The organism is uncultured Methanobrevibacter sp. (assembly GCF_947169325.1).
GTDB lineage: Archaea > Methanobacteriota > Methanobacteria > Methanobacteriales > Methanobacteriaceae > Methanocatella.
The window spans coordinates 1-18,552 of the sequence record NZ_CAMVPN010000009.1 but is presented as its reverse complement, the minus strand read 5'-3'; the positions used below and the strand labels follow the sequence as shown (position 1 = coordinate 18,552).

The following is an 18,552-nucleotide window of genomic DNA, read 5'->3' as shown; positions in this document are numbered from 1 at the left end:
GAATTATTTGATTGATTCCATGTATATTGATCCGCAAACCCTGTTGTAGAATATTGCTCCGTAAGAGTCCACGAACAGTCCTTCTATTATTGCAACGAAAAATGATACTGCCAAAGCCTGATTTGAGATTGTTGCAATGAATACTCCGGTTATGAGACTCAATATGAAGCTTACTGCAACCATGATAATCATGTATACGATTATTGTGAAGATGATAATTCCAATGTATTTTCCCCATCCGAGATTGGAAATGTTTGCGATTATCTCATTGAAGTCAAATGCCTTTTTAAGACTGTCGTGTGCAACCATGTTGTTCAATGCCATAACCAACAGGAAATATGCGATTATGAATAGTACGGCTGCAATCATGGATATGATGAGCAATGCTGATGAATCACCCACCAATACTACTCCACAGATTAATACGATGGAGGGAATTATATTGTAAGCTACAACCACAAGGAAGTATTTGATTCCTTTTACAAACATCCCCAATATGTCGCTGAATCCAGGAAGCTCCGCTTTCTTCTCGATTGAAAACTTCACGATGTCATATTGGTATCCCAATATGAACAGAGATATTATAAAGCTGATTATTCCTAAAGCGACCACCAGGTAAATGTCACCTGTCGGCAGCTGTGAAAAAGGCATTTGTGATAAGCTTTGAGTACTATTTTCAACCAGATGCACAGTGGTTCTGAAAATCTCAAATGACTTCATGCTCATGAATACGGATATTGCGCTTATAAGAGCAAAGAGAACTCCGCATCCTAAAAGTTTCTTGATGTCATTGAAAGGATATTTCAATCCTTCAACGACACAATCGGTTATGCTTGCCATATTCAATCACCTTAGATTTGCATTGTGTACAATAATCCGATGGATCTTGCATTGAATATGCTCAGGTACGGTCCGACAATAAACATTGTAACCAGTGAATTGATTAACACTCCTAAAACGAATATTCCACTTGGATCAGCTCCCAATATGGCACCTGAAATTCCGAATACTGTGAATATTCCGTAGATGATTGCAGTGACAACAGTTGCTATGACTATTGTTATTATGATCAATCCAAGATAGGTTGCAATGCAGTTGAACCATCCGATTTCATCAATTACCTCTTTTATTTCGCTTATTGCGAATGCCTTTGTGAATGCACCGTCATTGTATGCCATATGACAAATTCCCATTTGGTCCATAAGGCATGCGACAACGATAAGGGCGAATGTGATTATGCATCCGATAATCATCAATGCTGATGAAGCGATTCCTGAAAGCTGTCCTGCAATGACTGCAAAGATTATGAATACGATGAAAGGCACAAGCATATAAGCTATCTGAACTATTACTACTTTGACACCGTCAACGAACATTCTGATTATATCGTCAAAGCCAGGCATTGGGTCTCTTCCGTTGATTACACCGTGAACCGCTGTGTTGATGACCCTGTAATTGTATCCGGTGAGCAAGAATACCGGAAGCAACAAGAAACTAAATAAACAAATTACTCCTAAAATCACTAGTGTTTTCCAGTCCTTTGCTGAATATTCTAGTGCGTCCTTATAAATATCTAATATCATTTTTTCAACTCCTAATAGTAATCATCATCGAAAATGAAAATATCTTCCATGACGAAATATTGTTCTCGATCTCCTTTGAATAACATTTTATTAAAGACCTGGGTTATCTCATAAGCTAAAAATAAAGATGGATTGTACCGGCCGTTTTCCAACGCGTTTATCGTTTGCCTGGTAACGCCAACTTTATCCCCCAGTTCCTTTTGGCTCATTTTGAGCTCCTGTCTTAAATATTTAATCATGGTTCTCATAGTTTTCCCACAAATTAATTCATTTTTGCAAAAAGTATTTAAGTACTGCAAGTAATTATGTTAAAATCTAATTACTTATGTTAATGTTATATGACATAATATATAAACTTAACGGTTTAGAATAAAATTAATTATAATCAGTTAATTCAATAAAAAAGATTTAATATTATTTTAATATTATTTAAAATAATGTAAAATAAAAATATAATATTTTTAATGTTAAATTAATCTTTTATTAGAAAATAATAGAATATAAATTAATATTTAATGAAAAAATAAAAAACGAAACATTTATATATTAGGGAATACATCTTTAACATATGTAACATTACATTAACACATTTGATGTTGCATCAACAGTTCCAAGCAGAAAAATCAAGTTTAACGAACCCATAATATGCAACCCATTTTCCTCTAAAAATATCTGCTTGGGACTAAAAAACTAATTTTATAATATTCTGATCTTTAAAAACGACTAAAAAAAGAATTTAAAAGAAATATAAAGTTAGAAATGCAATATTGATTAAAAATATTATAAAATAAAAAATTAAAAGAAAGGAACAATAGAATAGACTGTAATCAATACCACTACAGTTATTATTACAATGGCACCCAATGGGGCTTTCTTCCATGCAAGTCCTGCCGCAACAACCGCACCTATTAAACCGATATACCACAGCTGACTGTCAACTGTCAAAACTCCAGGACATATCAGGGCCGCAAGGGCAGTGTACGGAATCAGATTAAGGAACTTCTCAAATTTGGGTGAGAAATTAAGCCTGTCGATGAACAGTGCAGGAATCAGCCTTGGGATGAATGTCACGACTGCACATCCTAGAATTGCCAAGCTAATGTAATCCATCAGGCATCACCTGAAAGAAGATATTCATCATCGACTATGTTCATTCCTATTACCGCTCCTATAAGGGTCGATGCAATCAGAGCCCAGTTTCCCAATACTTGGGACAGCACGATATTTAAAACGGCAGTTATCAAAACCAAAAGTGCAATCTGCTTTGATTCCTTAACGGACGGAACCAAAATGGCAACAAAGAGAGCATACAGGGAAATGTTGAAACTGTTTGTAACGATTACCGGAAGAATGTCAAGCAGAACAACACCAATTGCCGCCCCCAGACACCAGCTCAGCCATGCGGTTATTGCTATTCCAAGATATATCCATATTGAAGAGTCATCTGAAAGCGAGAACATTGCAAAGGATTCGTCAACAGTGACATGCGCTGCCATGATGTTCAATGGAGTGTTTGATTCCTCGACCTGGTTTAAGACGCAGGTTGACATCACGAAATATCTCAGATTGACGACGAAGTTTGTCAATATGATTGCTATTGCTGTTGCACCTGAAAGAGCCATCGATGCAGCAATGATCTGTCCAGCGCCGGCATATACCAGAAAAGACATTGATATTGTCTGAATAGGAGTGAATCCTGCCTTTAGGGCTATTGCCGCATAGCCAATTCCCATAGGAACATAGCCGAATGTGATTGGAATACCCTTTTTAGCACCATCAATGAACTTTGCTTTTCTAGAAATAGTAACGACTCCAAAAAAATTATAATAAAAAAAAAAGAAAAGTAATTTAGCTGAGCAAATTACTGATTTGGTCAGTTGTGATAAGACCAAGCACTTTCATGTCCTCGTCAACGACAGGAAGACAGGAAATGTCAAAGTCACGCATTTTCCTTGCAATGTCCTCAATGCTTTCATGAGCATGACAGTACTTGACTGTTGTTGTCATGATGTCCTTCAGGTGATTTGAGTTGGTTGCAATTGATTTGGACAAATCCCAGCTTGTGACAATACCAATGAGTTTATAATCATCGGTTACAACAGGAATATGAGTCACATGCTTGTCCAACATCAGTTTTGCAGCATCCTTAACGTCAGCATCATCCTTGATTGTTGCAATTTCTTCCATCATTATGTCTTCAACGATGTTGTCTGAGAGGAATTTTGAAAAGATGAAGTTTAACTGTCCCTTTTCAAGCAGAAATGCGTCATGACCATAATTGGACTTGATTTCTGAATATGTCACTTCAACATCATTGGCGTTGAGCGCTGTTAAAATCTCCTTGTTCTGTTCTGTCGGATACAGCCAATCTGAATCAACTGCAATTATTTCAACTTTTGCTTCGACATCCTTGAATCCGTCACTTAAGGAGTTGTTTACAGTAAGGTCGAACAGGTCAACCGCCTTTGTGATGTATAAGTAACTGTTAGCGTCAAAACGCTTTACGAATGTCTTTCCCTGGTGTCTCAAGTAGCTTTCAACCTGGAAATCGATTGTAAAGTCGTAGCTTATTTCATCCTTGTCCTGAAGTCCACGTCCGAATTTTATGTCCATGGATTCATCACTCAGATAGGTAATGTGGGCTATCATACGGGCCAATGACAATCCGTTTTCAGGCTTTTTGCCTGTTTCATAGTAGTTTCCGTTGTTCCAGTTGGGATCTGAAAAGATTGCCTGACGGCCTACTGCATTGAATGCAATCTGCTGAGGATAGGACATTGCGGATGTTGCAATTGAGATTGCCTTTTTCATCATTTTCGGATAGGTTATCATCCACTGGAGAACCTGCATTCCGCCCATTGATCCTCCGATGATGGCTGCAAGCTGATTTATTCCGAATGAATCAACAAGTTTCTTCTGGACTTTAACCATGTCCCTGATTGTGATTACTGGAAATTCAAGACCGTACTGCTTTCCGGTTTTTGGATTGATTGAAGCAGGACCTGTGGTTCCTTTGCATCCTCCCAATACGTTTGAACATATGATGAAGTACTTTTCGCTGTCAATTGCCTTTCCGGGACCTATTACTATTTCCCACCATCCAGGTTTCTTGTCTCCTTCGTGCCAGCCGGCGGCATGAGCATCGCCTGTCAATGCATGGCAGATTAGAATGGCATTGGACTTTTCCTTGTTAAGCTCGCCATAAGTTTCATAAGCAACAGTGACGTTATCCAGACTCTGGCCGCTGTCCAATTCGACAGGCTCTTCAATATCAAAATATTTTGTCTCAACAATACCTACAGATTCTTCATACATTTAAAACACCAACTTCAATCTATCGCTAGCAATCTTAGCGGCAGCCTGTTCAGCTTCTTTCTTGTTCTTACCTTTTCCAACACCCATCTCTTTGCCGTCAATCCAAATTGAAATAACAAACAGCTTATCATGAGGGACTCCCAATTCCTGCAGTATCTTATATTCGATTTCCACTTCATTGGCATCTCCGTATTCCTTGATTGCTGATTTATAATCCCTGAAGAACACTCTTTCCTCATCAATGAACTTGAAGATGTTGTCTGAGACGAACTTCTTGGCGAAATCCATTCCCTGGTCAATGAATACCGCTCCTAAAAATGATTCGAATATGTCTGCGGTAATTGAGAGCACTTCGCTTTCAGTCAGATGCCCTTCATCTTCAGAAAATCTCAAGTTCTCAATTAGGCCCAATTCGTGGGAGTAGAATATCAACGCGTTCTGGCAAACGTAATTGGCTCTTATTTTTGTTAATTTACCTTCTTCAAATTCAGGGTATTTATTGTATAAATATTCCGATACTATTACGCTCAATACGGAATCTCCTAGAAATTCCAGTCTCTCGTAATTATAGTCCAAATCGTATTTTGCACCATAGGAACCATGCGTAAATGCCATGAGATATATGCTTTCATCATCAGTTTCAATGCCAAATTTTTTAAGAATATCCATACTAAAGCCCATAATCAATTGATATGATATTAATTATGAAATCTGATTATATATAATATTTTATTATTAATAAATATAACTATTGTTATAAAAAAATAATACTTTTCAAATGCTCTATCTCTTTGCTTATATATGGGCACAGTCAAACTACTATTAAAAAAGGAGTTTGGTGCTCATGATAATAAATTGGCAAGAAGAAATTACAAAAATAGACCCTGACATAAAGTTCAGGGCGCAAGGCGGATGGCTTAAGACTGTAGAAGAACTGGACAAAAGCGTGAGAAACGGATACTCTCTTGTTGGAGACTTCGTTCAGGCCGGAAACTTCGAAGCCGAATACAGCGAAGGAATCTATCTTGACTGCAACAAGGAAGGAACCTCAAAAAAGCCTCAGCAGGACTACAGGCTGTTCAGATTCAGAGACGGCAAGGTACGACTGCTCGATATGGTAATCGATGCTGGGCAGGGCTGGGCAGTCGATTTGTGGGATGCCGTTGAGGATGAGTTTTAATCAGAGATTTTGCCTCTGATTTTAAACTTTGAAAAACCTGTCAGTTGAATGTTTTCACGCGGATCAAGACAGGTAGGCTCCTGAAGCAGGATTATCTTGTGGTCAAGGTTTTGAGGGAAATTCTTGTTTTTCCCTTCAACTATTCCCCTGAAGCTTACCTTGAAACCGCCTGTTCCGCTGATGTCCACCATTATCTTTTCTGATGTGAGCAAATCCTCGAAAAAGATTTCCAGATCCATCGCCTCAAATACCGGAGCGACATAGCTCAATGCCATCAGGCCGTTCTCGTTTTCCCTTATTTTTACCCTTCTCTGGTCAAGTTCCAGGCTCTCGCCTGACTTTTTGGTTATTGTAATCTTGTTTGTGAAATTCATATTATCCATTATTCTATGTGGCAGAATTCACAGCAGGAGCATGTCGGTGCAAAGTAGGAATCGTCCGGCTCAACGATTGCCTTCTGGGCAAACAGAGTGATGTTGAACTTAGGTTCATACTCTTTGCTGACCTCCTTTGTCATAGGTGAGAGTCCCCTGTAATAGACTGGCCTGTAGCCGGTCTGTGAAATGTCGAAGTAGAATTTCTCACCGGTTGTGAATCTGGAGAAGTATTCCTCCAGCGCCAGTGCCTGTTTTGGGGCGATTGAAAATGTGAAGCCCATTGTATCATCGCTTCTCTGCCTGATTCGTGCATTGGAAATGTCAACCGCCAGAATGTCATCCTTTCCCCTTACGAAAACGACACATTTTTCCAAATTGACGTCATTCTCTCTTGCAATATCATTTAAGTCAACCATTTATAACACCTAATAGTATTATCTAAAAAAAGTAGTTAATAAAGTATGTAGTGACTAGAAAGTTACTTGAAAAATAGATTTGAGAGAAGATTAATTTAATAATCTTCAAAGTTTTGCCAACTTATACCAGTCTTTGTCTGGTGGTTGGTTTTTTGTTTTGCCAGCTGTATCTTCTTAGTTTTTTGGATTTACCGAATCCGCAAGAAGCACAGACTTTTTTACGTACGTGGTAAGTGTTTCTACCACATCTCCTGCATCTGATATGGGTCTTTTTATTCTTCTTACCCATTGATGGAGTTCCCTTTGACATTGATACACCTCCTTAAGCTTTCACGAAAGATACTTTAGAATAATAATTATGGTGAAATATAAACTATATTGTCCCCTCTGATGAGTACAACACCGAGTCTTCTAGTTACTTCTCCGTCTTGTAACTCTTCCGCATCATTAAGAACCAGGTTCATGTGTAAATCAAAGCTCTTAAGTACGCCTCTAAATTCACGTTCTCCTTTGAGTTTTATTAAAACTGGAGAATCCACAGATTTTCCTAATGCGTCTAGTGGTCTTTGAACATTTTGTCCGCTCATTATATCACCTTATATTATCATAAATTTTAGTTTTTAAATCTGAATTGAGTAAAATCATACTCAAAGACATAATATAATCAAGTTAAGATAAGACAAAACCTAATTAAAACTAATACTATTAAATATAACTAACCTACTATATAAATGTTACTTATTTTAGGCCAAAATAGGGGAAAAATAAACCCGTTACTAATTAATTAGTACACCACCATTTAAAATACTTTGCAGATGCTCTCTCCCGCTTGACTTAAATGATAACGTCAACATAACTACAACCACCCAACCGTCACCGTGATATCAATGAAAATCAATGAAGAAAAATACGTCAACCTCATCATGTACATACTCTTTAGATGCGGCAACAAGCCCAACCTTGGAAAGACAGTCCTGTGCACTGTGATGTACTTCATTGATTTCGGATACTACGAGCTTTACGGCGAGTTTCTCACAAAGGAAACCTACATAAAATCCAAAAGGGGAGTGAAGCCTAAGCATTTCAGGAAAGTCACCCAACGCCTGATGGAAAAAAACCAGCTGTTTTTGAGAAAGGAACCATACTACAACAGGATCCTCCACAGGTACTATCCAACAGTCATCCCCACATCAAAGTTCAGCCCAGAAGAGCTCAGCGTAATCAATTCATGCATCAAAAAGCTAAGCGATGCCAATGCATATACAATAACAAGGCATGCATGGGCGGACAAGCCATTGAGGAATGCTGAGATGGGCTGCGAGATTGACTATGACGACGTGTTCTTAAGGAATCGCAACAAATAGGTTTATAACTTTTGAATACAAAATATTATTCATTAATGTAATATGGGGTAAACATGGCAATAAAAGTTAAAAAAAGAAATTTCCTGAAAAAAAAGAAAATTAAAGAGATAAAATCCCAATTGGGCGAATATGAGGACTTGCTTCAGGGTAAGAAAAATGTCGAGATACTTGAAGCAGAACCAAATTCATTCATTCTTGTGGATGGCGAACCATACATCATAATGATTGACGGAAAACCTTTCCCGACACTCAAGGCAGCGCTTGCAAACGAGATTGACGCAAAGACAGTGACCGTCGACATGGGAGCCATCAGATTCGTAAGCAACGGTGCAGACATCATGAGCCCGGGAATTGTGGCCGCATCCAAAGGCGTTGAAGCAGGAGACATCGTGCTCATCATCGATGAAACACACGGAAAACCACTGGCAATCGGAGTGAGCCTAATCAGCGGTGAGGAAATGGTTGCAAACGAATCAGGAAAGGCCGTTGCAACAAAACACTATGTCGGAGACGACATCTGGAACTTTGAACTGTGAGGCGATAAAATGGCAGAGCTACGTCTTAGAGCAGGAAACATAAAAAATCCCCAAGTACACAACGTCGGAGTGATAGCGCTGGGCTCACACCTTGAAAACCATGGCCCTGCACTTCCAATCGACACCGATGCCAAAATAGCAGCACATATCGCATTTCAGGCATCACTCATGACCGGAGCCAAGTTTTTGGGAATAATATTTCCAGCATATGAGCTGGACACAATCGACCATGGAGTGCATGTTTCCCTTGAAGAGCTTAAGGAAAACGTCATAAACACCCTAAATTCCGCTAAAAAATACTTGAATGTTGATAGAGTCGTCATTGTAAACGCACACGGCGGAAACATACCTCTTGTTACAGAACTATGGGACATTGAAGACAAGACAGATATGGCAATAGTCTTCAACAACAAGGTAATCTCCTCTGAAGGCCCGCATGGCGGAAGCGGAGAGCTTTCAATGGCAAAGGTGTTGGGCATCGTCAACGAGGATGAAGTAGAAAATCAGGCAAATGTCCATGAATACGAAGAGGTCGGACTTCATGGATTTGCACAGGCAAGAAAGGATGACCCTAACATTGACGAAGGCGCAAGGGACGTTGAAGAAAACGGAGTTTACATTGATGAGGAATACGGTGAAAGGCTGTTCAACTTATCCATAAATACTGTTATATTGGATATTGAAAAATTGATGGATTTTTAAAAATAAAAAAAGGAAGTGATTTATTTATCACTCGGAACTGAAGTAGTTTCCACATTAGAAGAACTCCAAGACCCTGAAGAGGAACTTTGGGATGGTTCTGTAGTTTTTTCCACATTAGAATCCTCTTGATTTTTCTGAGACTCTGATGGTGAATCCTCCGTAGTGGTCTCCACTTGTTTATCATCACTTGAATCATCGTAATTGTATGATGATTGATCATTGGAATCATCATAACCGTAAGTATTATAATTATCATCTGAATCAGTAATGGCTGAAAGATTATCCAAAACTCCACCACTACTTTCATTAGGCAAAATTGAAATCGGACCAGTCATTGATGCAAAAACAGTCGCAAAACAGAAAGCAACGCATGCAACTATGAATATCACCAATACTGTAGCAGATCGACTTGACAATATAAACACCTTCTAAAAATTTACTAACAATAATATATTTGATTAGATATATAAAGATATTGATAAGAATGAAAACAATCAAAGAACCTATCCAAAGCGAAATCAATGTGAAAAAGTCACAGTTCATATGTTCCCTGTTCCCGACAAGGACAAAGGCAGAGTCCAAAAAGATAATTCAGGAAATCAACAGGCAGTATTCAGATGCCACCCATAACTGCACTGCATATATCGTAAGCGATGGGGAAGGATTTGACGATGATGGCGAACCTGGCGGAACCGCAGGCAAGCCGATGATAAACGTTTTAAGAAAAAACGAGCTCCACAACGTGACTGCAATCGTCACCAGATACTTCGGAGGAATCAAATTAGGTGCTGGAGGGCTTGTGAGAGCATATTCAAAATCAGTGATGGATGCCGTCGGAAATGCGGAAATCCTTGAAATCGAGGAGTATGAGGTTTTCACAATAACATTCGAATATTCAGACATCAAGACGGCTGACAGTGAAGTTAGAAACAATAATTTGGATGTCATTGATAAGGTCTATTCAGATAAGGTAAGCTATGATGTCGTATCCAGAGACAGCAGAGACATCGTGAAAATATTTGAAAAGTACTCGGGCAAAATGAAAGCCGTCTTTAAAAATAAGCAATTTTTGGAAAAAAAATAAAAAAAGTGAAGAACCTTACTGTTCTTCAAAGTTTGCTGCAGGTACACCGCACACAGGGCAGGTGTAGTCTTCAGGTAATTCGTCTTCTTCTAAAACAAAACCACATACTTTGCATACGTATGCCATGAAGAACACCTATTCGACTTTTTCGAACATGTCAGCGGTAGCGCCGCACATTGGACATTTGTAGTCTTCAGGTAATTCATCAAATTCTTCGGTTGTGTATCCACAAAGTTTACATTTAAATTTTGCCATAGTTAACAATCTCCTATAAATTGTATAGTTTTTAATATTATTATGCTAATTTGTAATATATAAAATTATTTAAATTTTTTCAAACATAGCCTTTGCCATGCGGCATTTCGGACATTTGAATGAAGTTGGCAAATCCTCAAATTTTGTTCCCTCAGGAATGTTGAGGCCTTCTTCATAGTTGTCCTCGTCTAAAGTGTATCCGCAGATTTTGCATTTGTAAATTGCCATAACATAATCTCCTTTAAAACATTAGAATCTGTTTGGAACCTTCAGATGGTCAGGAAGAGGCTTGATACGTGCAGGTGTTCCGATGGCCAGATAGAACGGCGGAACTGAATGTATCACGATTGCTCCAGCGGCAACGATTGAACCTTCCCCGATTTCAACGTTGGATAAGAATGTTGTGTTACCACCTATGGAAGCACCACGCCTTACCTTAGGTCCCTGAAGTTCATAGTTGATTCTTACAGGATATTTATCATTTGTAAAACAAGCGCAAGGTCCGATGAACACGTTGTCTTCAATTACTGAATTGGTTGGAATGTACACGTTGGACTGGATGCTGACATCGTTTCCAATAATCACATCACCTTCAATGACAGTATTTGTTCCAATCAGAACGTCATCACCGATATTGGTGTTTTCACGGATGACCACATTGTGTCCTGTCCTGAAATTGTCACCAATTACCACATCGTTGTAGATGATTGAATTTGACCTTATGGTATGGTTCTTTCCAATGACAGGAGGCTTTGAGTTTGGAGAGTATTCGACACCAAACTGGATGTTTTGATCAGCCGGAAAATTCAATTCAGGTTTTGACATATCAGGTTTTATGGATTCCCTCTCGATTACAGGCCTTTCATAGATAATCTCTTCAAGCTCTTCGGTTGGAGCCTGCCTGTAGATGTTCTCCTGCTTTTGATATGCAGGTGCACCCTGATAAACCGGTTTTGGAGCCTGGGAGTATAACCTGTCATCAGCCGGCATATGGACTACATGGGGCTGCCTTTCCTCATGGGAATAATAATGATGATTATCCTTGAGCTGTTCTATAGGTTTTCCTCCAATCCTTTCCCGCTTATCATCAAGAGTCTGTGAAAATCTAACCATATTATCAAACCTTTCGTTAATTAAATTTAATCTATTAATGAATTAATTTATGTTATTCATTAGTATATATACTAGATGGTAAAAATCAGTGACTTTTGAAGGAAAAATTGATTTGATAATGGAATTTTTTAGAGATTAAAAAAAATAGTTTACTGCAAAGCACTGCAAATTTCATCGGCGAGTTCGATTGCTCGTAAAGCATCATCACGAGTGACAATACCTACAATATCATAATCAGCATCTACTCTTAAATCAATGAAATCAGAGTATCTTTTGCGAACATCATATCTTTTAAAGAATTTTAAAGCTTCAAGAATAGCCGCATGATATCCAATATCCCTATTGGCATAGTCTTTAACATCACTGTATGGACCATTATCAATAATCCATTCACGAGTGTGAAGATAAGTTGAAAGATAAGATCTATTCACAATGGACCGGTATATGCATTGTAAGTCATAGTTTTCATCCGAAAAATCTTGTCGGTAAAGATACTTGGCAAATGCTTGCAAATGTTCATGAACAAATGCATGAGTCATGGAAAATACCTCAATATCTGCTACTAACAATAACACAGCATAGACCAATCTCAGATTCAATGTCTTCCTTTTCAATGAAAGCCTGAGATTCTTCCACAATTAAATCCCCAACCTGGAATTCCTTGGCTAGAGACCATTCCTTAGGTGACCGAATGTAGAATGCATCAGTTGAATTGTTATTTCTAGGATTTTTTTCCCTGAAAAGAATTTCACCCAAACCATATTTAGCGCTCAAAGGAATAAGAAAATTTTCAAGCTTTTTATATGCAGGATTATTCTTGACAACCTCACTTTCAGATGAAAGCATTACAGTACCGTTACAACCTTTATAAATCATAACAACACCTCATTGAGATTACTAAAATTCGTATAAAAACTGAGTACAACAATATTATGTAGTTCATAATATATAAATATGATTGTAATGCCTTGAATTTTAACAGCAAAACTTGAAAAATCAGTTAACGCTTAAAAAACAATTTTACAAGCTCAAAACAATTTTTCAAAGTGAAAGCAATTTTACAGCCTCAAAGCAATGATTGTGAATTTCAATCCTTTGAAAGACAGTTATCCCTAAAATCACAATTTCACCCAATTAAATTAACTATTACTGTGAAAGAGGTCAAAATATTAATCATTAGACATTAACGACCACATTTTATAGTTTTAAGTTCATAATTTAAGTATTGTATACACTATTCAAGTCTGATTTTGAAAATTGCGAATGTTAATGTTAAACTTCCACTGGAGTATCCTCATTAACTATCCTCAAACTCACAATAGCTTCATTTAAATTGATGGTTAGAATCATAAGTTATTGAAATATTCATCAACATTAACATTAACGACTGCGTTTCAAGTTTTTGAGACGAAAATTTAAGTAGGATATATATCCAACAGTAGATTCAAGTCCGATTTCGGAAATTGCAAATGTTAATGTCAACCTATGAACTTCCTATGAGCTATTTTCACATTGTTCGGGTTTACCATGGCATACTGCATTGTCGTGTCAATCTGGACATGATTCCATGACCTTTGAATAGAGGAAATTAAAATTATTTTATATATCAGAATACTAATAATTTTATATCAGAAAATAAATAAATTATACACATCAATTATGACAATCATAGGAGGAAAAAATATGGTACAATATTGTAGAAAATGCGGTCAGGAACTTGATGATGATGCTGAATTCTGTGATTCATGCGGATTTAATCTTAACACTGACCCTACACAAGAATCAAATGTAGTTAAAACATCTGAAAGTAAACCAACTGAAGCTAAAAATAATAAAAACGAGTTTATAAGCAAATTACCTTTAATTTTAGCCATCATAGGTATTGTTGCAGCCGTTGGCGAAGGTCTTGGAACACCAATGCTGATGGGTTGGAACAACATCCTGATTGCAATGGCTATCGGAGTTCTAGGTGGTTTAATTGGAATATTCATAATGGAAAAGATGAACGAACCATTAATTGCAGCAGCAGAATTTATTGTAACCGGAATTATAGTTTTCATGTTCATCGGCAGATTTGGTGAAATTTCAGCGGCATTATTCATCATAGCAGGAATATTGGTTCTATACCTTAAGGGAATGCGCAATAACAACAAAAAGTTATGGGCAATTCCTATTTTAACATTTGTATTAGTATTCGTGGCATTAATAGCTGGTGGAGCATTATACCAAATGAATGCTGAAAATTCAGTTGTTGTTGGAAATCTTTCCCAAAACATTACTGATAATGGATATGGTTATTATACTGGTTATTTAACTGGAGACATTCATGTGGATTCTAATTTTGACTATTTATCAGTTAAAGTAGACTATTATGACAGTGAAGATAAAATAATTGACTCTAGTATTGGATGGTATGGCTCAAATCCACAAAGTGGAAACACATATAAGATTTCTAGTTGGTATTGGGAAACAAATCCGCCAGCAAAAGCGAAACTTTATGTTGTTGATTCAGCAAATGACGATGTTCCATTATATTCCGAGAACATAACAATAACAACATCAAGTGGAGTATAATTACTCCACTTATTTTAATTTTATTGAACTCTTTTTTTGAAAAAAAGAAATTTGGGATTAAATCCCGTTTACAAAGGATCTAATCCAGTCAAACAGACCATCCAGGGAAAATCCGCTGCCGGTGGCATTGCCCATAAAGTCACTTACTTGACTTTGGTAGTTGTTAACGTCCCCTTGCACGTTTTGGACTTGCTCGATTGTGTTAGCAAGGTTTTCTATATCAACGTTTGTTATGTTGATGTTGTTGTTCTCGACATAGTTGTTGATGATGTTGACGATTGTCGCATGGTCGGTTACGTTGTCCTTTGAAACCTCCTGCTTTACATCATCCACGAGTTTTGAGAGGTCATCTGCATTTACACCTGAATTGTCAATTACTTCCGCTTGGGTTTGAATCTCATCTGTTGCGGCCTCTTTGACACTTTCCGGAATTTCAACATTTGTCGCTTCCTCATATGAGTTCATTATACCTGCAAGGGCTGATTCACCTGTAGCAGATACCGGACTGGTTACATAAACATGGCCTGCAGTGATTCCAGCGGATTTGAGGGCTGAAATGTACATGTTGCCTGTTATTGTTGTGATCTTTGATTTGTCAACGCTCACCTGAAGATTATCATTGTCGTTCAGGTCCACAAGGGCGGAGGACAATATCTGATTTGAGTTGTAGGTTTTGCCTGTTATTCCACCGGATATTTCGTTAACCTGACTTGCAGTGATTATTTTGGATTCTGCATTTCCTACGTTGATGTTGGACTGGCTTTGAAAGAAGCTGTCCACAATTGATTTGTATTCTGAATTTTGATAGGTAGTTTCTCCATAAGTTATTACAACATTTGAATCAGTTGAAAATCCTGCAGGAATCAGCATGCCCACAAGGATTAGTGCCAATAGTGCTATAGTAATCTTACGCATTTTTATCACCTCATTTTAAATTCTTATCTTAGATTATCCAAAGTAGTATTTAAATGTTTCAGTTTTTTTAAAAATATTTCAATGATTTTCATATAGAAAAAGATATGTAAAAAATAAACAGTGATACAAATGCATATTCTAAAAATTGTTCAATTAAAAGAATAACTAAAATAAAACAAATCCATTGGCCATCTTTTGGCAACCAAACATTACATTTTTCAAAATTTTCTAAAACGTATTTAAATAATTTCATTCCAAAAACCATTTTAATGCATCGCCATCCTAAAAGACAATATCACCAAATTGGCTGTAGGTCAAAAACCAGTTTTAGTGGAATCCCAATATATATTCTTTAAGATTATTTGCTTCAACATTTAATACAAATCAGAAAATTACATTACCAAAAAAAATAGAAAAGAATAAGTATTGAGGTTGATAACATGAACAGCAATATTACAAAGGAAATGAATTTCAGATTTCCGCCAATAGCACTAATAAAAACCGACACAAAACCTGACGATGCGGTAAGCCCTAAACCCGGTAAGGGAGGCTGTGTGATGGCATTTGTTGCACGGACAATCGCCAAAAGAGAAACGACCTGCTTTGGACGTGAAAACATCACCTGCGGAGGAATATCTTCAGGTTTCGGCTGGGGAACAGGATTCAAAGATGAGGAAGCATTGGATTTCCAAGCAACGTTTCTCTCATGCGGAGTCGAATCGGCACCGGACAGGGAAGAATACGAAAAGAAACTGGAATATTTCAAAAAAAATACCCGTAAAATGTTCAAGGAAGGTGAGAGAATATTTACGGATTTTAAAACCGCAAAGGAAAACATCAAAAGCCGTCCGATATATGACAGCGAGGATTATGTTGTTTTCAAAGGAATGGAGAACCTTGAAGAGGAAGAGACTCCCGAATCAGTAATCTTCACCGTCAATGCAGTTGAGCTGACAGCACTGATTCAGATAAACTCAAGCTTCAGAACAAGGGATTCATATGTTTTGACACCGCAGGCTTCAGCGTGTCAAGCCATCGGAAACTTCACATTCCAACAGGCAGAAAGCGATGACCCAAAACCTATACTGGGTCCTGTTGACTTTGCAGGCAAGTACAAGATGAAGCACTTCATACCTAGCGAGTACCTTACACTGTCAATGCCATGGAAACTGTTTTTGAAGCTGGAAGAGATAAGCGAAAAGAGCGTTCTTCAAACTGAACTGTGGAAAAAGTATAAAAATTAACTTCTATAAATATCAATCCAAGGTGAAAAATTTGCAAAAGAAAACTAAAATTATTCTAATAGTTGTCTGTTTGCTGATTCTTGCAGGACTATATTTCATGGGAAATAATGTAACAAAGCAAACAGCACAGTCCACAGTATTGGGAGATACTGAAAATGGAACCGTTGAAAAGTTCATTTATGGAAATCCAAGCGCAAACAAGACAATAGCTTTAATTACTGGAATCCATCCAAGGGAGCCTTTATCAATTGATCCTGAAATCAAGGCTGCAAAGGAATGGGCGGATGCACACAGCGATGCGAAAATAATACATTATCAGGTCAACGTGACAAAAGACCCTCAGGATTATGAAAACGGAAGGGCACATGGTGAAGGCCTTGTTCATGACTATGTAAATCCCGACGTTACAAAATCAGATGCGAATTGCGTAATCATAAGCCACTCCCACATTCCGGAGTACGGCCAGGGATTCTACCTTGCAACACCTGAGATGGACAACGCATCAGTTGAAATAGCCGAAAAGATAAATGAAACAAGTGATTTCAATTACTATCCTGTAACAGGAGGGGAAACCTACAAGTCAACTTCAGCAGTATTGGTATCCAAACCTATTGCACAAGCGGGTTATCCTACATTCGTATACGAAATACCTGAAGACATTACCGAACAGGATTCAACTGACAAGGCAAAAGAGCTGTTTGATTTACTGATGAACTACATCTAAAGTTTATCATATATTTTTCTTGCTTCTTTGCATGTCAATCCAACTTTGCGGGATTTGTTTTCAAGAGTGAAATCCAATTCATTATCAATGATGATTTTTAAGAATTTTTTATAGGCAGACATGCTGTCTGTTCCTATAACCTCTTTTTGTTTTTCCAAATCTTCAACATCACAGTCAATCAAGTCAAGCAGTCTGCTGAAAACCTCATGATTAAGATAAACTTCCATTAACTCACTTATATCAGTATCCATAGAAAAGACAATTTGAATAGATTCTTTGCAAAAATCTTTCAACATCAAATCATGATATTCACCAACATACTCCAATTCCTTTTTAACAAAATCAGAAATGAAAATTATCAAATCAATAAAATTATCAAATAAACACCTAAAAACTAATAAAGAAATATTATGGCACTTTACCTCCCCTTTGCAAAGGTGTAAAACCACATTTTCATGCAACATTTCAAGAAAATCATCCCTATCTTGACGAAATATTTTGTATAACTCTTGAAAACCACGATAATTTCCTTTCCTAATTGAACTATATGGTTCTTCATCCAATCGTTTCTCCATTGAATCCAATGTAGATTCAATTTCTTTCAACTCTTTATCATATTCTTCAAATGTCCTGAAAATCATCAAATCACCAATGTTAATGTAATATTTGACTTAAATTATAAATACTTATCTGAAAATTTCTAAAATAAGAATTAAAATAATAATTATCATTCCAAAGCAATTTTACACGCTCACAACAATTTTACAATGTGACGACAATTTTACACACTCACAACAATTTTACCGTGTGGGAGCAATTTGCAATGAAAATCCCATCCCACATCTGACTTCGAAATTACCTATCGAATAATCAAATAGAAGTATAATTAAATGAAATGTTACTCAAAAATAATCAAAATACTAATAGCTAACATCAATATTTTAAAAAGCGGTCTTGAAAACAATAAATTAAAATGGCTAAATATAGGTGAGGTAACTAACAAAACCAAATTTCTATTAAAATTGATAATATTAAATACTTTACAAAACATATTTTTAACTAATTTAGAAACGGAGTTTTTTTATGTTAACTATCAATCAATGTTATTTGGATTTTGTCGATAAAATCTTAAAGCAAGGAAAAGAAACCTATAAGGACTCAAATCACCAT

Annotated in this window: 28 protein-coding genes and 1 pseudogene; 9 read left to right on the top strand and 20 right to left on the bottom strand. The window is 37.0% G+C overall.

Going from position 1 to position 18,552, the window contains the following annotated elements; translation table 11 throughout:
- Positions 1–3: 3 nt before the first annotated feature.
- The 7 genes from Q0W26_RS02510 to rnc all read right to left on the bottom strand — a co-directional run bounded on the left by Q0W26_RS02510 (position 4) and on the right by rnc (position 5,567).
- Positions 4–840: a DUF4013 domain-containing protein gene (locus Q0W26_RS02510; protein WP_298522023.1), complete on the bottom strand. Its 837-nt coding sequence runs from the start codon at positions 838–840 to the stop codon at positions 4–6.
- Positions 841–851: 11 nt separating this feature from the next.
- The gene (locus Q0W26_RS02505; RefSeq protein WP_298522020.1) at positions 852–1,583 is read right to left on the bottom strand and encodes a DUF4013 domain-containing protein; all 732 of its coding nucleotides are present in this window, start codon (positions 1,581–1,583) and stop codon (positions 852–854) included.
- Between the two features lie 11 nt (positions 1,584–1,594).
- Positions 1,595–1,831 (bottom strand): helix-turn-helix transcriptional regulator, encoded by a 237-nt coding sequence (locus Q0W26_RS02500; RefSeq protein WP_292744395.1) that lies wholly within the window; start codon positions 1,829–1,831, stop codon positions 1,595–1,597.
- A gap of 547 nt (positions 1,832–2,378) precedes the next feature.
- On the bottom strand, positions 2,379–2,693 hold the full coding sequence (locus Q0W26_RS02495; protein ID WP_298522016.1) for an AzlD domain-containing protein: 315 nt from the start codon (positions 2,691–2,693) through the stop codon (positions 2,379–2,381).
- Entirely contained in the window at positions 2,693–3,475 is a 783-nt protein-coding gene (locus tag Q0W26_RS02490) for an AzlC family ABC transporter permease (RefSeq protein ID WP_298522013.1), read from the bottom strand. Before Q0W26_RS02490 ends, Q0W26_RS02495 begins: the two co-directional genes overlap by 1 nt.
- Positions 3,432–4,898 (bottom strand): homoserine O-acetyltransferase, encoded by a 1,467-nt coding sequence (locus tag Q0W26_RS02485; protein ID WP_298522011.1) that lies wholly within the window; start codon positions 4,896–4,898, stop codon positions 3,432–3,434. The genes Q0W26_RS02490 and Q0W26_RS02485 overlap by 44 nt, the downstream gene beginning before the upstream one ends.
- Positions 4,899–5,567 carry a ribonuclease III gene (gene rnc / locus Q0W26_RS02480; protein WP_298522008.1) on the bottom strand — a complete coding sequence of 223 codons (669 nt, stop codon included), beginning with the start codon at positions 5,565–5,567 and terminating at the stop codon, positions 4,899–4,901.
- A 175-nt stretch (positions 5,568–5,742) separates the two neighbouring features.
- Here rnc and Q0W26_RS02475 point away from each other — a divergent pair, with 175 nt between their 5' ends.
- On the top strand, positions 5,743–6,078 hold the full coding sequence (locus Q0W26_RS02475) for a hypothetical protein (protein ID WP_298522005.1): 336 nt from the start codon (positions 5,743–5,745) through the stop codon (positions 6,076–6,078).
- On the opposite strand, the gene Q0W26_RS02470 is transcribed toward Q0W26_RS02475, so the two are convergent.
- The 4 genes from Q0W26_RS02470 to Q0W26_RS02455 form a co-directional block, all read right to left on the bottom strand.
- Positions 6,075–6,452, bottom strand: coding sequence for a hypothetical protein (locus tag Q0W26_RS02470; RefSeq protein ID WP_298522002.1), 378 nt, complete (start codon positions 6,450–6,452; stop codon positions 6,075–6,077). The two genes, Q0W26_RS02475 and Q0W26_RS02470, sit on opposite strands and share 4 nt — an antisense overlap.
- Positions 6,453–6,460: 8 nt before the next feature.
- On the bottom strand, positions 6,461–6,871 hold the full coding sequence (locus Q0W26_RS02465) for a hypothetical protein (protein WP_298521999.1): 411 nt from the start codon (positions 6,869–6,871) through the stop codon (positions 6,461–6,463).
- 121 nt (positions 6,872–6,992) lie between these two features.
- Entirely contained in the window at positions 6,993–7,181 is a 189-nt protein-coding gene (locus tag Q0W26_RS02460; RefSeq protein WP_298521997.1) for a 50S ribosomal protein L37e, read from the bottom strand.
- 46 nt (positions 7,182–7,227) lie between these two features.
- A complete protein-coding gene (locus tag Q0W26_RS02455; protein ID WP_298521994.1) occupies positions 7,228–7,458 on the bottom strand; it encodes an LSm family protein in 231 nt (76 codons plus the stop codon).
- A gap of 300 nt (positions 7,459–7,758) precedes the next feature.
- Between Q0W26_RS02455 and Q0W26_RS02450 the strand changes: the two genes are divergently transcribed.
- Genes Q0W26_RS02450 through arfB form a run of 3 tightly spaced genes read left to right on the top strand, consistent with a single transcriptional unit; the run spans position 7,759 to position 9,473 of the window.
- Positions 7,759–8,235 (top strand): type II toxin-antitoxin system antitoxin SocA domain-containing protein, encoded by a 477-nt coding sequence (locus Q0W26_RS02450; protein ID WP_298521992.1) that lies wholly within the window; start codon positions 7,759–7,761, stop codon positions 8,233–8,235.
- 53 nt (positions 8,236–8,288) lie between these two features.
- Positions 8,289–8,771, top strand: a complete 483-nt coding sequence (locus tag Q0W26_RS02445; RefSeq protein WP_298521989.1) for an RNA-binding protein — start codon at positions 8,289–8,291, stop codon at positions 8,769–8,771.
- Between the two features lie 9 nt (positions 8,772–8,780).
- On the top strand, positions 8,781–9,473 hold the full coding sequence (arfB, locus tag Q0W26_RS02440) for a 2-amino-5-formylamino-6-ribosylaminopyrimidin-4(3H)-one 5'-monophosphate deformylase (RefSeq protein WP_298521985.1): 693 nt from the start codon (positions 8,781–8,783) through the stop codon (positions 9,471–9,473).
- A gap of 20 nt (positions 9,474–9,493) precedes the next feature.
- Here arfB and Q0W26_RS02435 read toward each other — a convergent pair whose 3' ends face one another.
- On the bottom strand, positions 9,494–9,889 hold the full coding sequence (locus Q0W26_RS02435; RefSeq protein WP_298521982.1) for a hypothetical protein: 396 nt from the start codon (positions 9,887–9,889) through the stop codon (positions 9,494–9,496).
- Positions 9,890–9,957: 68 nt separating this feature from the next.
- Here Q0W26_RS02435 and Q0W26_RS02430 point away from each other — a divergent pair, with 68 nt between their 5' ends.
- The gene (locus tag Q0W26_RS02430; RefSeq protein WP_298521980.1) at positions 9,958–10,557 is read left to right on the top strand and encodes a YigZ family protein; all 600 of its coding nucleotides are present in this window, start codon (positions 9,958–9,960) and stop codon (positions 10,555–10,557) included.
- 15 nt (positions 10,558–10,572) lie between these two features.
- Here Q0W26_RS02430 and Q0W26_RS02425 read toward each other — a convergent pair whose 3' ends face one another.
- From Q0W26_RS02425 to Q0W26_RS02400, 6 genes are all read right to left on the bottom strand, one after another.
- Complete coding sequence (locus tag Q0W26_RS02425; RefSeq protein ID WP_292783789.1) at positions 10,573–10,683, bottom strand: rubredoxin-like domain-containing protein; 111 nt, start codon at positions 10,681–10,683, stop codon at positions 10,573–10,575.
- A 9-nt stretch (positions 10,684–10,692) separates the two neighbouring features.
- On the bottom strand, positions 10,693–10,812 hold the full coding sequence (locus Q0W26_RS02420) for a rubredoxin-like domain-containing protein (RefSeq protein ID WP_287412284.1): 120 nt from the start codon (positions 10,810–10,812) through the stop codon (positions 10,693–10,695).
- Positions 10,813–10,881: 69 nt separating this feature from the next.
- Positions 10,882–11,040, bottom strand: a complete 159-nt coding sequence (locus Q0W26_RS02415; RefSeq protein ID WP_298521978.1) for a rubredoxin — start codon at positions 11,038–11,040, stop codon at positions 10,882–10,884.
- Between the two features lie 21 nt (positions 11,041–11,061).
- Positions 11,062–11,637 (bottom strand): acyltransferase, encoded by a 576-nt coding sequence (locus Q0W26_RS02410; protein ID WP_298522090.1) that lies wholly within the window; start codon positions 11,635–11,637, stop codon positions 11,062–11,064.
- 437 nt (positions 11,638–12,074) lie between these two features.
- Entirely contained in the window at positions 12,075–12,494 is a 420-nt protein-coding gene (locus Q0W26_RS02405; protein WP_298521975.1) for a hypothetical protein, read from the bottom strand.
- Positions 12,475–12,801 carry a hypothetical protein gene (locus Q0W26_RS02400; RefSeq protein WP_298521972.1) on the bottom strand — a complete coding sequence of 109 codons (327 nt, stop codon included), beginning with the start codon at positions 12,799–12,801 and terminating at the stop codon, positions 12,475–12,477. Before Q0W26_RS02400 ends, Q0W26_RS02405 begins: the two co-directional genes overlap by 20 nt.
- A gap of 807 nt (positions 12,802–13,608) precedes the next feature.
- On the opposite strand from Q0W26_RS02400, the gene Q0W26_RS02395 reads away from it, so the two are divergent.
- Positions 13,609–14,499 (top strand): zinc-ribbon domain-containing protein, encoded by an 891-nt coding sequence (locus tag Q0W26_RS02395; protein ID WP_298521969.1) that lies wholly within the window; start codon positions 13,609–13,611, stop codon positions 14,497–14,499.
- Positions 14,500–14,556: 57 nt separating this feature from the next.
- On the opposite strand, the gene Q0W26_RS02390 is transcribed toward Q0W26_RS02395, so the two are convergent.
- Positions 14,557–15,414: a DUF1002 domain-containing protein gene (locus Q0W26_RS02390; protein ID WP_298521967.1), complete on the bottom strand. Its 858-nt coding sequence runs from the start codon at positions 15,412–15,414 to the stop codon at positions 14,557–14,559.
- A gap of 440 nt (positions 15,415–15,854) precedes the next feature.
- On the opposite strand from Q0W26_RS02390, the gene Q0W26_RS02385 reads away from it, so the two are divergent.
- Positions 15,855–16,658 (top strand): DUF169 domain-containing protein, encoded by an 804-nt coding sequence (locus Q0W26_RS02385; protein ID WP_298521965.1) that lies wholly within the window; start codon positions 15,855–15,857, stop codon positions 16,656–16,658.
- A gap of 31 nt (positions 16,659–16,689) precedes the next feature.
- Positions 16,690–17,382 carry a hypothetical protein gene (locus tag Q0W26_RS02380; RefSeq protein WP_298521963.1) on the top strand — a complete coding sequence of 231 codons (693 nt, stop codon included), beginning with the start codon at positions 16,690–16,692 and terminating at the stop codon, positions 17,380–17,382.
- On the opposite strand, the gene Q0W26_RS02375 is transcribed toward Q0W26_RS02380, so the two are convergent.
- The gene (locus Q0W26_RS02375; protein WP_298521961.1) at positions 17,379–18,023 is read right to left on the bottom strand and encodes a hypothetical protein; all 645 of its coding nucleotides are present in this window, start codon (positions 18,021–18,023) and stop codon (positions 17,379–17,381) included. The genes Q0W26_RS02380 and Q0W26_RS02375 overlap by 4 nt on opposite strands.
- Positions 18,024–18,465: 442 nt before the next feature.
- On the opposite strand from Q0W26_RS02375, the pseudogene Q0W26_RS02370 reads away from it, so the two are divergent.
- Positions 18,466–18,552, top strand: a pseudogene (locus tag Q0W26_RS02370) (thymidylate synthase); the annotation flags it as partial.

Bases quoted from the DNA above. Each gene is read 5' to 3' on its own strand.
- Q0W26_RS02510 (WP_298522023.1), bottom strand. From the start codon at position 840: ATGGCAAGCATAACCGATTGTGTCGTTGAAGGATTGAAATATCCTTTC.
- Q0W26_RS02505 (WP_298522020.1), bottom strand. From the start codon at position 1,583: ATGATATTAGATATTTATAAGGACGCACTAGAATATTCAGCAAAGGAC.
- Q0W26_RS02500 (WP_292744395.1), bottom strand. From the start codon at position 1,831: ATGAGAACCATGATTAAATATTTAAGACAGGAGCTCAAAATGAGCCAA.
- Q0W26_RS02495 (WP_298522016.1), bottom strand. From the start codon at position 2,693: ATGGATTACATTAGCTTGGCAATTCTAGGATGTGCAGTCGTGACATTC.
- Q0W26_RS02485 (WP_298522011.1), bottom strand. From the start codon at position 4,898: ATGTATGAAGAATCTGTAGGTATTGTTGAGACAAAATATTTTGATATT.
- rnc (WP_298522008.1), bottom strand. From the start codon at position 5,567: ATGGATATTCTTAAAAAATTTGGCATTGAAACTGATGATGAAAGCATA.
- Q0W26_RS02475 (WP_298522005.1), top strand. From the start codon at position 5,743: ATGATAATAAATTGGCAAGAAGAAATTACAAAAATAGACCCTGACATA.
- Q0W26_RS02470 (WP_298522002.1), bottom strand. From the start codon at position 6,452: ATGAATTTCACAAACAAGATTACAATAACCAAAAAGTCAGGCGAGAGC.
- Q0W26_RS02465 (WP_298521999.1), bottom strand. From the start codon at position 6,871: ATGGTTGACTTAAATGATATTGCAAGAGAGAATGACGTCAATTTGGAA.
- Q0W26_RS02460 (WP_298521997.1), bottom strand. From the start codon at position 7,181: ATGTCAAAGGGAACTCCATCAATGGGTAAGAAGAATAAAAAGACCCAT.
- Q0W26_RS02455 (WP_298521994.1), bottom strand. From the start codon at position 7,458: ATGAGCGGACAAAATGTTCAAAGACCACTAGACGCATTAGGAAAATCT.
- Q0W26_RS02450 (WP_298521992.1), top strand. From the start codon at position 7,759: ATGAAAATCAATGAAGAAAAATACGTCAACCTCATCATGTACATACTC.
- Q0W26_RS02445 (WP_298521989.1), top strand. From the start codon at position 8,289: ATGGCAATAAAAGTTAAAAAAAGAAATTTCCTGAAAAAAAAGAAAATT.
- arfB (WP_298521985.1), top strand. From the start codon at position 8,781: ATGGCAGAGCTACGTCTTAGAGCAGGAAACATAAAAAATCCCCAAGTA.
- Q0W26_RS02430 (WP_298521980.1), top strand. From the start codon at position 9,958: ATGAAAACAATCAAAGAACCTATCCAAAGCGAAATCAATGTGAAAAAG.
- Q0W26_RS02425 (WP_292783789.1), bottom strand. From the start codon at position 10,683: ATGGCATACGTATGCAAAGTATGTGGTTTTGTTTTAGAAGAAGACGAA.
- Q0W26_RS02420 (WP_287412284.1), bottom strand. From the start codon at position 10,812: ATGGCAAAATTTAAATGTAAACTTTGTGGATACACAACCGAAGAATTT.
- Q0W26_RS02415 (WP_298521978.1), bottom strand. From the start codon at position 11,040: ATGGCAATTTACAAATGCAAAATCTGCGGATACACTTTAGACGAGGAC.
- Q0W26_RS02410 (WP_298522090.1), bottom strand. From the start codon at position 11,637: ATGTCAAAACCTGAATTGAATTTTCCGGCTGATCAAAACATCCAGTTT.
- Q0W26_RS02400 (WP_298521972.1), bottom strand. From the start codon at position 12,801: ATGATTTATAAAGGTTGTAACGGTACTGTAATGCTTTCATCTGAAAGT.
- Q0W26_RS02395 (WP_298521969.1), top strand. From the start codon at position 13,609: ATGGTACAATATTGTAGAAAATGCGGTCAGGAACTTGATGATGATGCT.
- Q0W26_RS02390 (WP_298521967.1), bottom strand. From the start codon at position 15,414: ATGCGTAAGATTACTATAGCACTATTGGCACTAATCCTTGTGGGCATG.
- Q0W26_RS02385 (WP_298521965.1), top strand. From the start codon at position 15,855: ATGAACAGCAATATTACAAAGGAAATGAATTTCAGATTTCCGCCAATA.
- Q0W26_RS02375 (WP_298521961.1), bottom strand. From the start codon at position 18,023: ATGATTTTCAGGACATTTGAAGAATATGATAAAGAGTTGAAAGAAATT.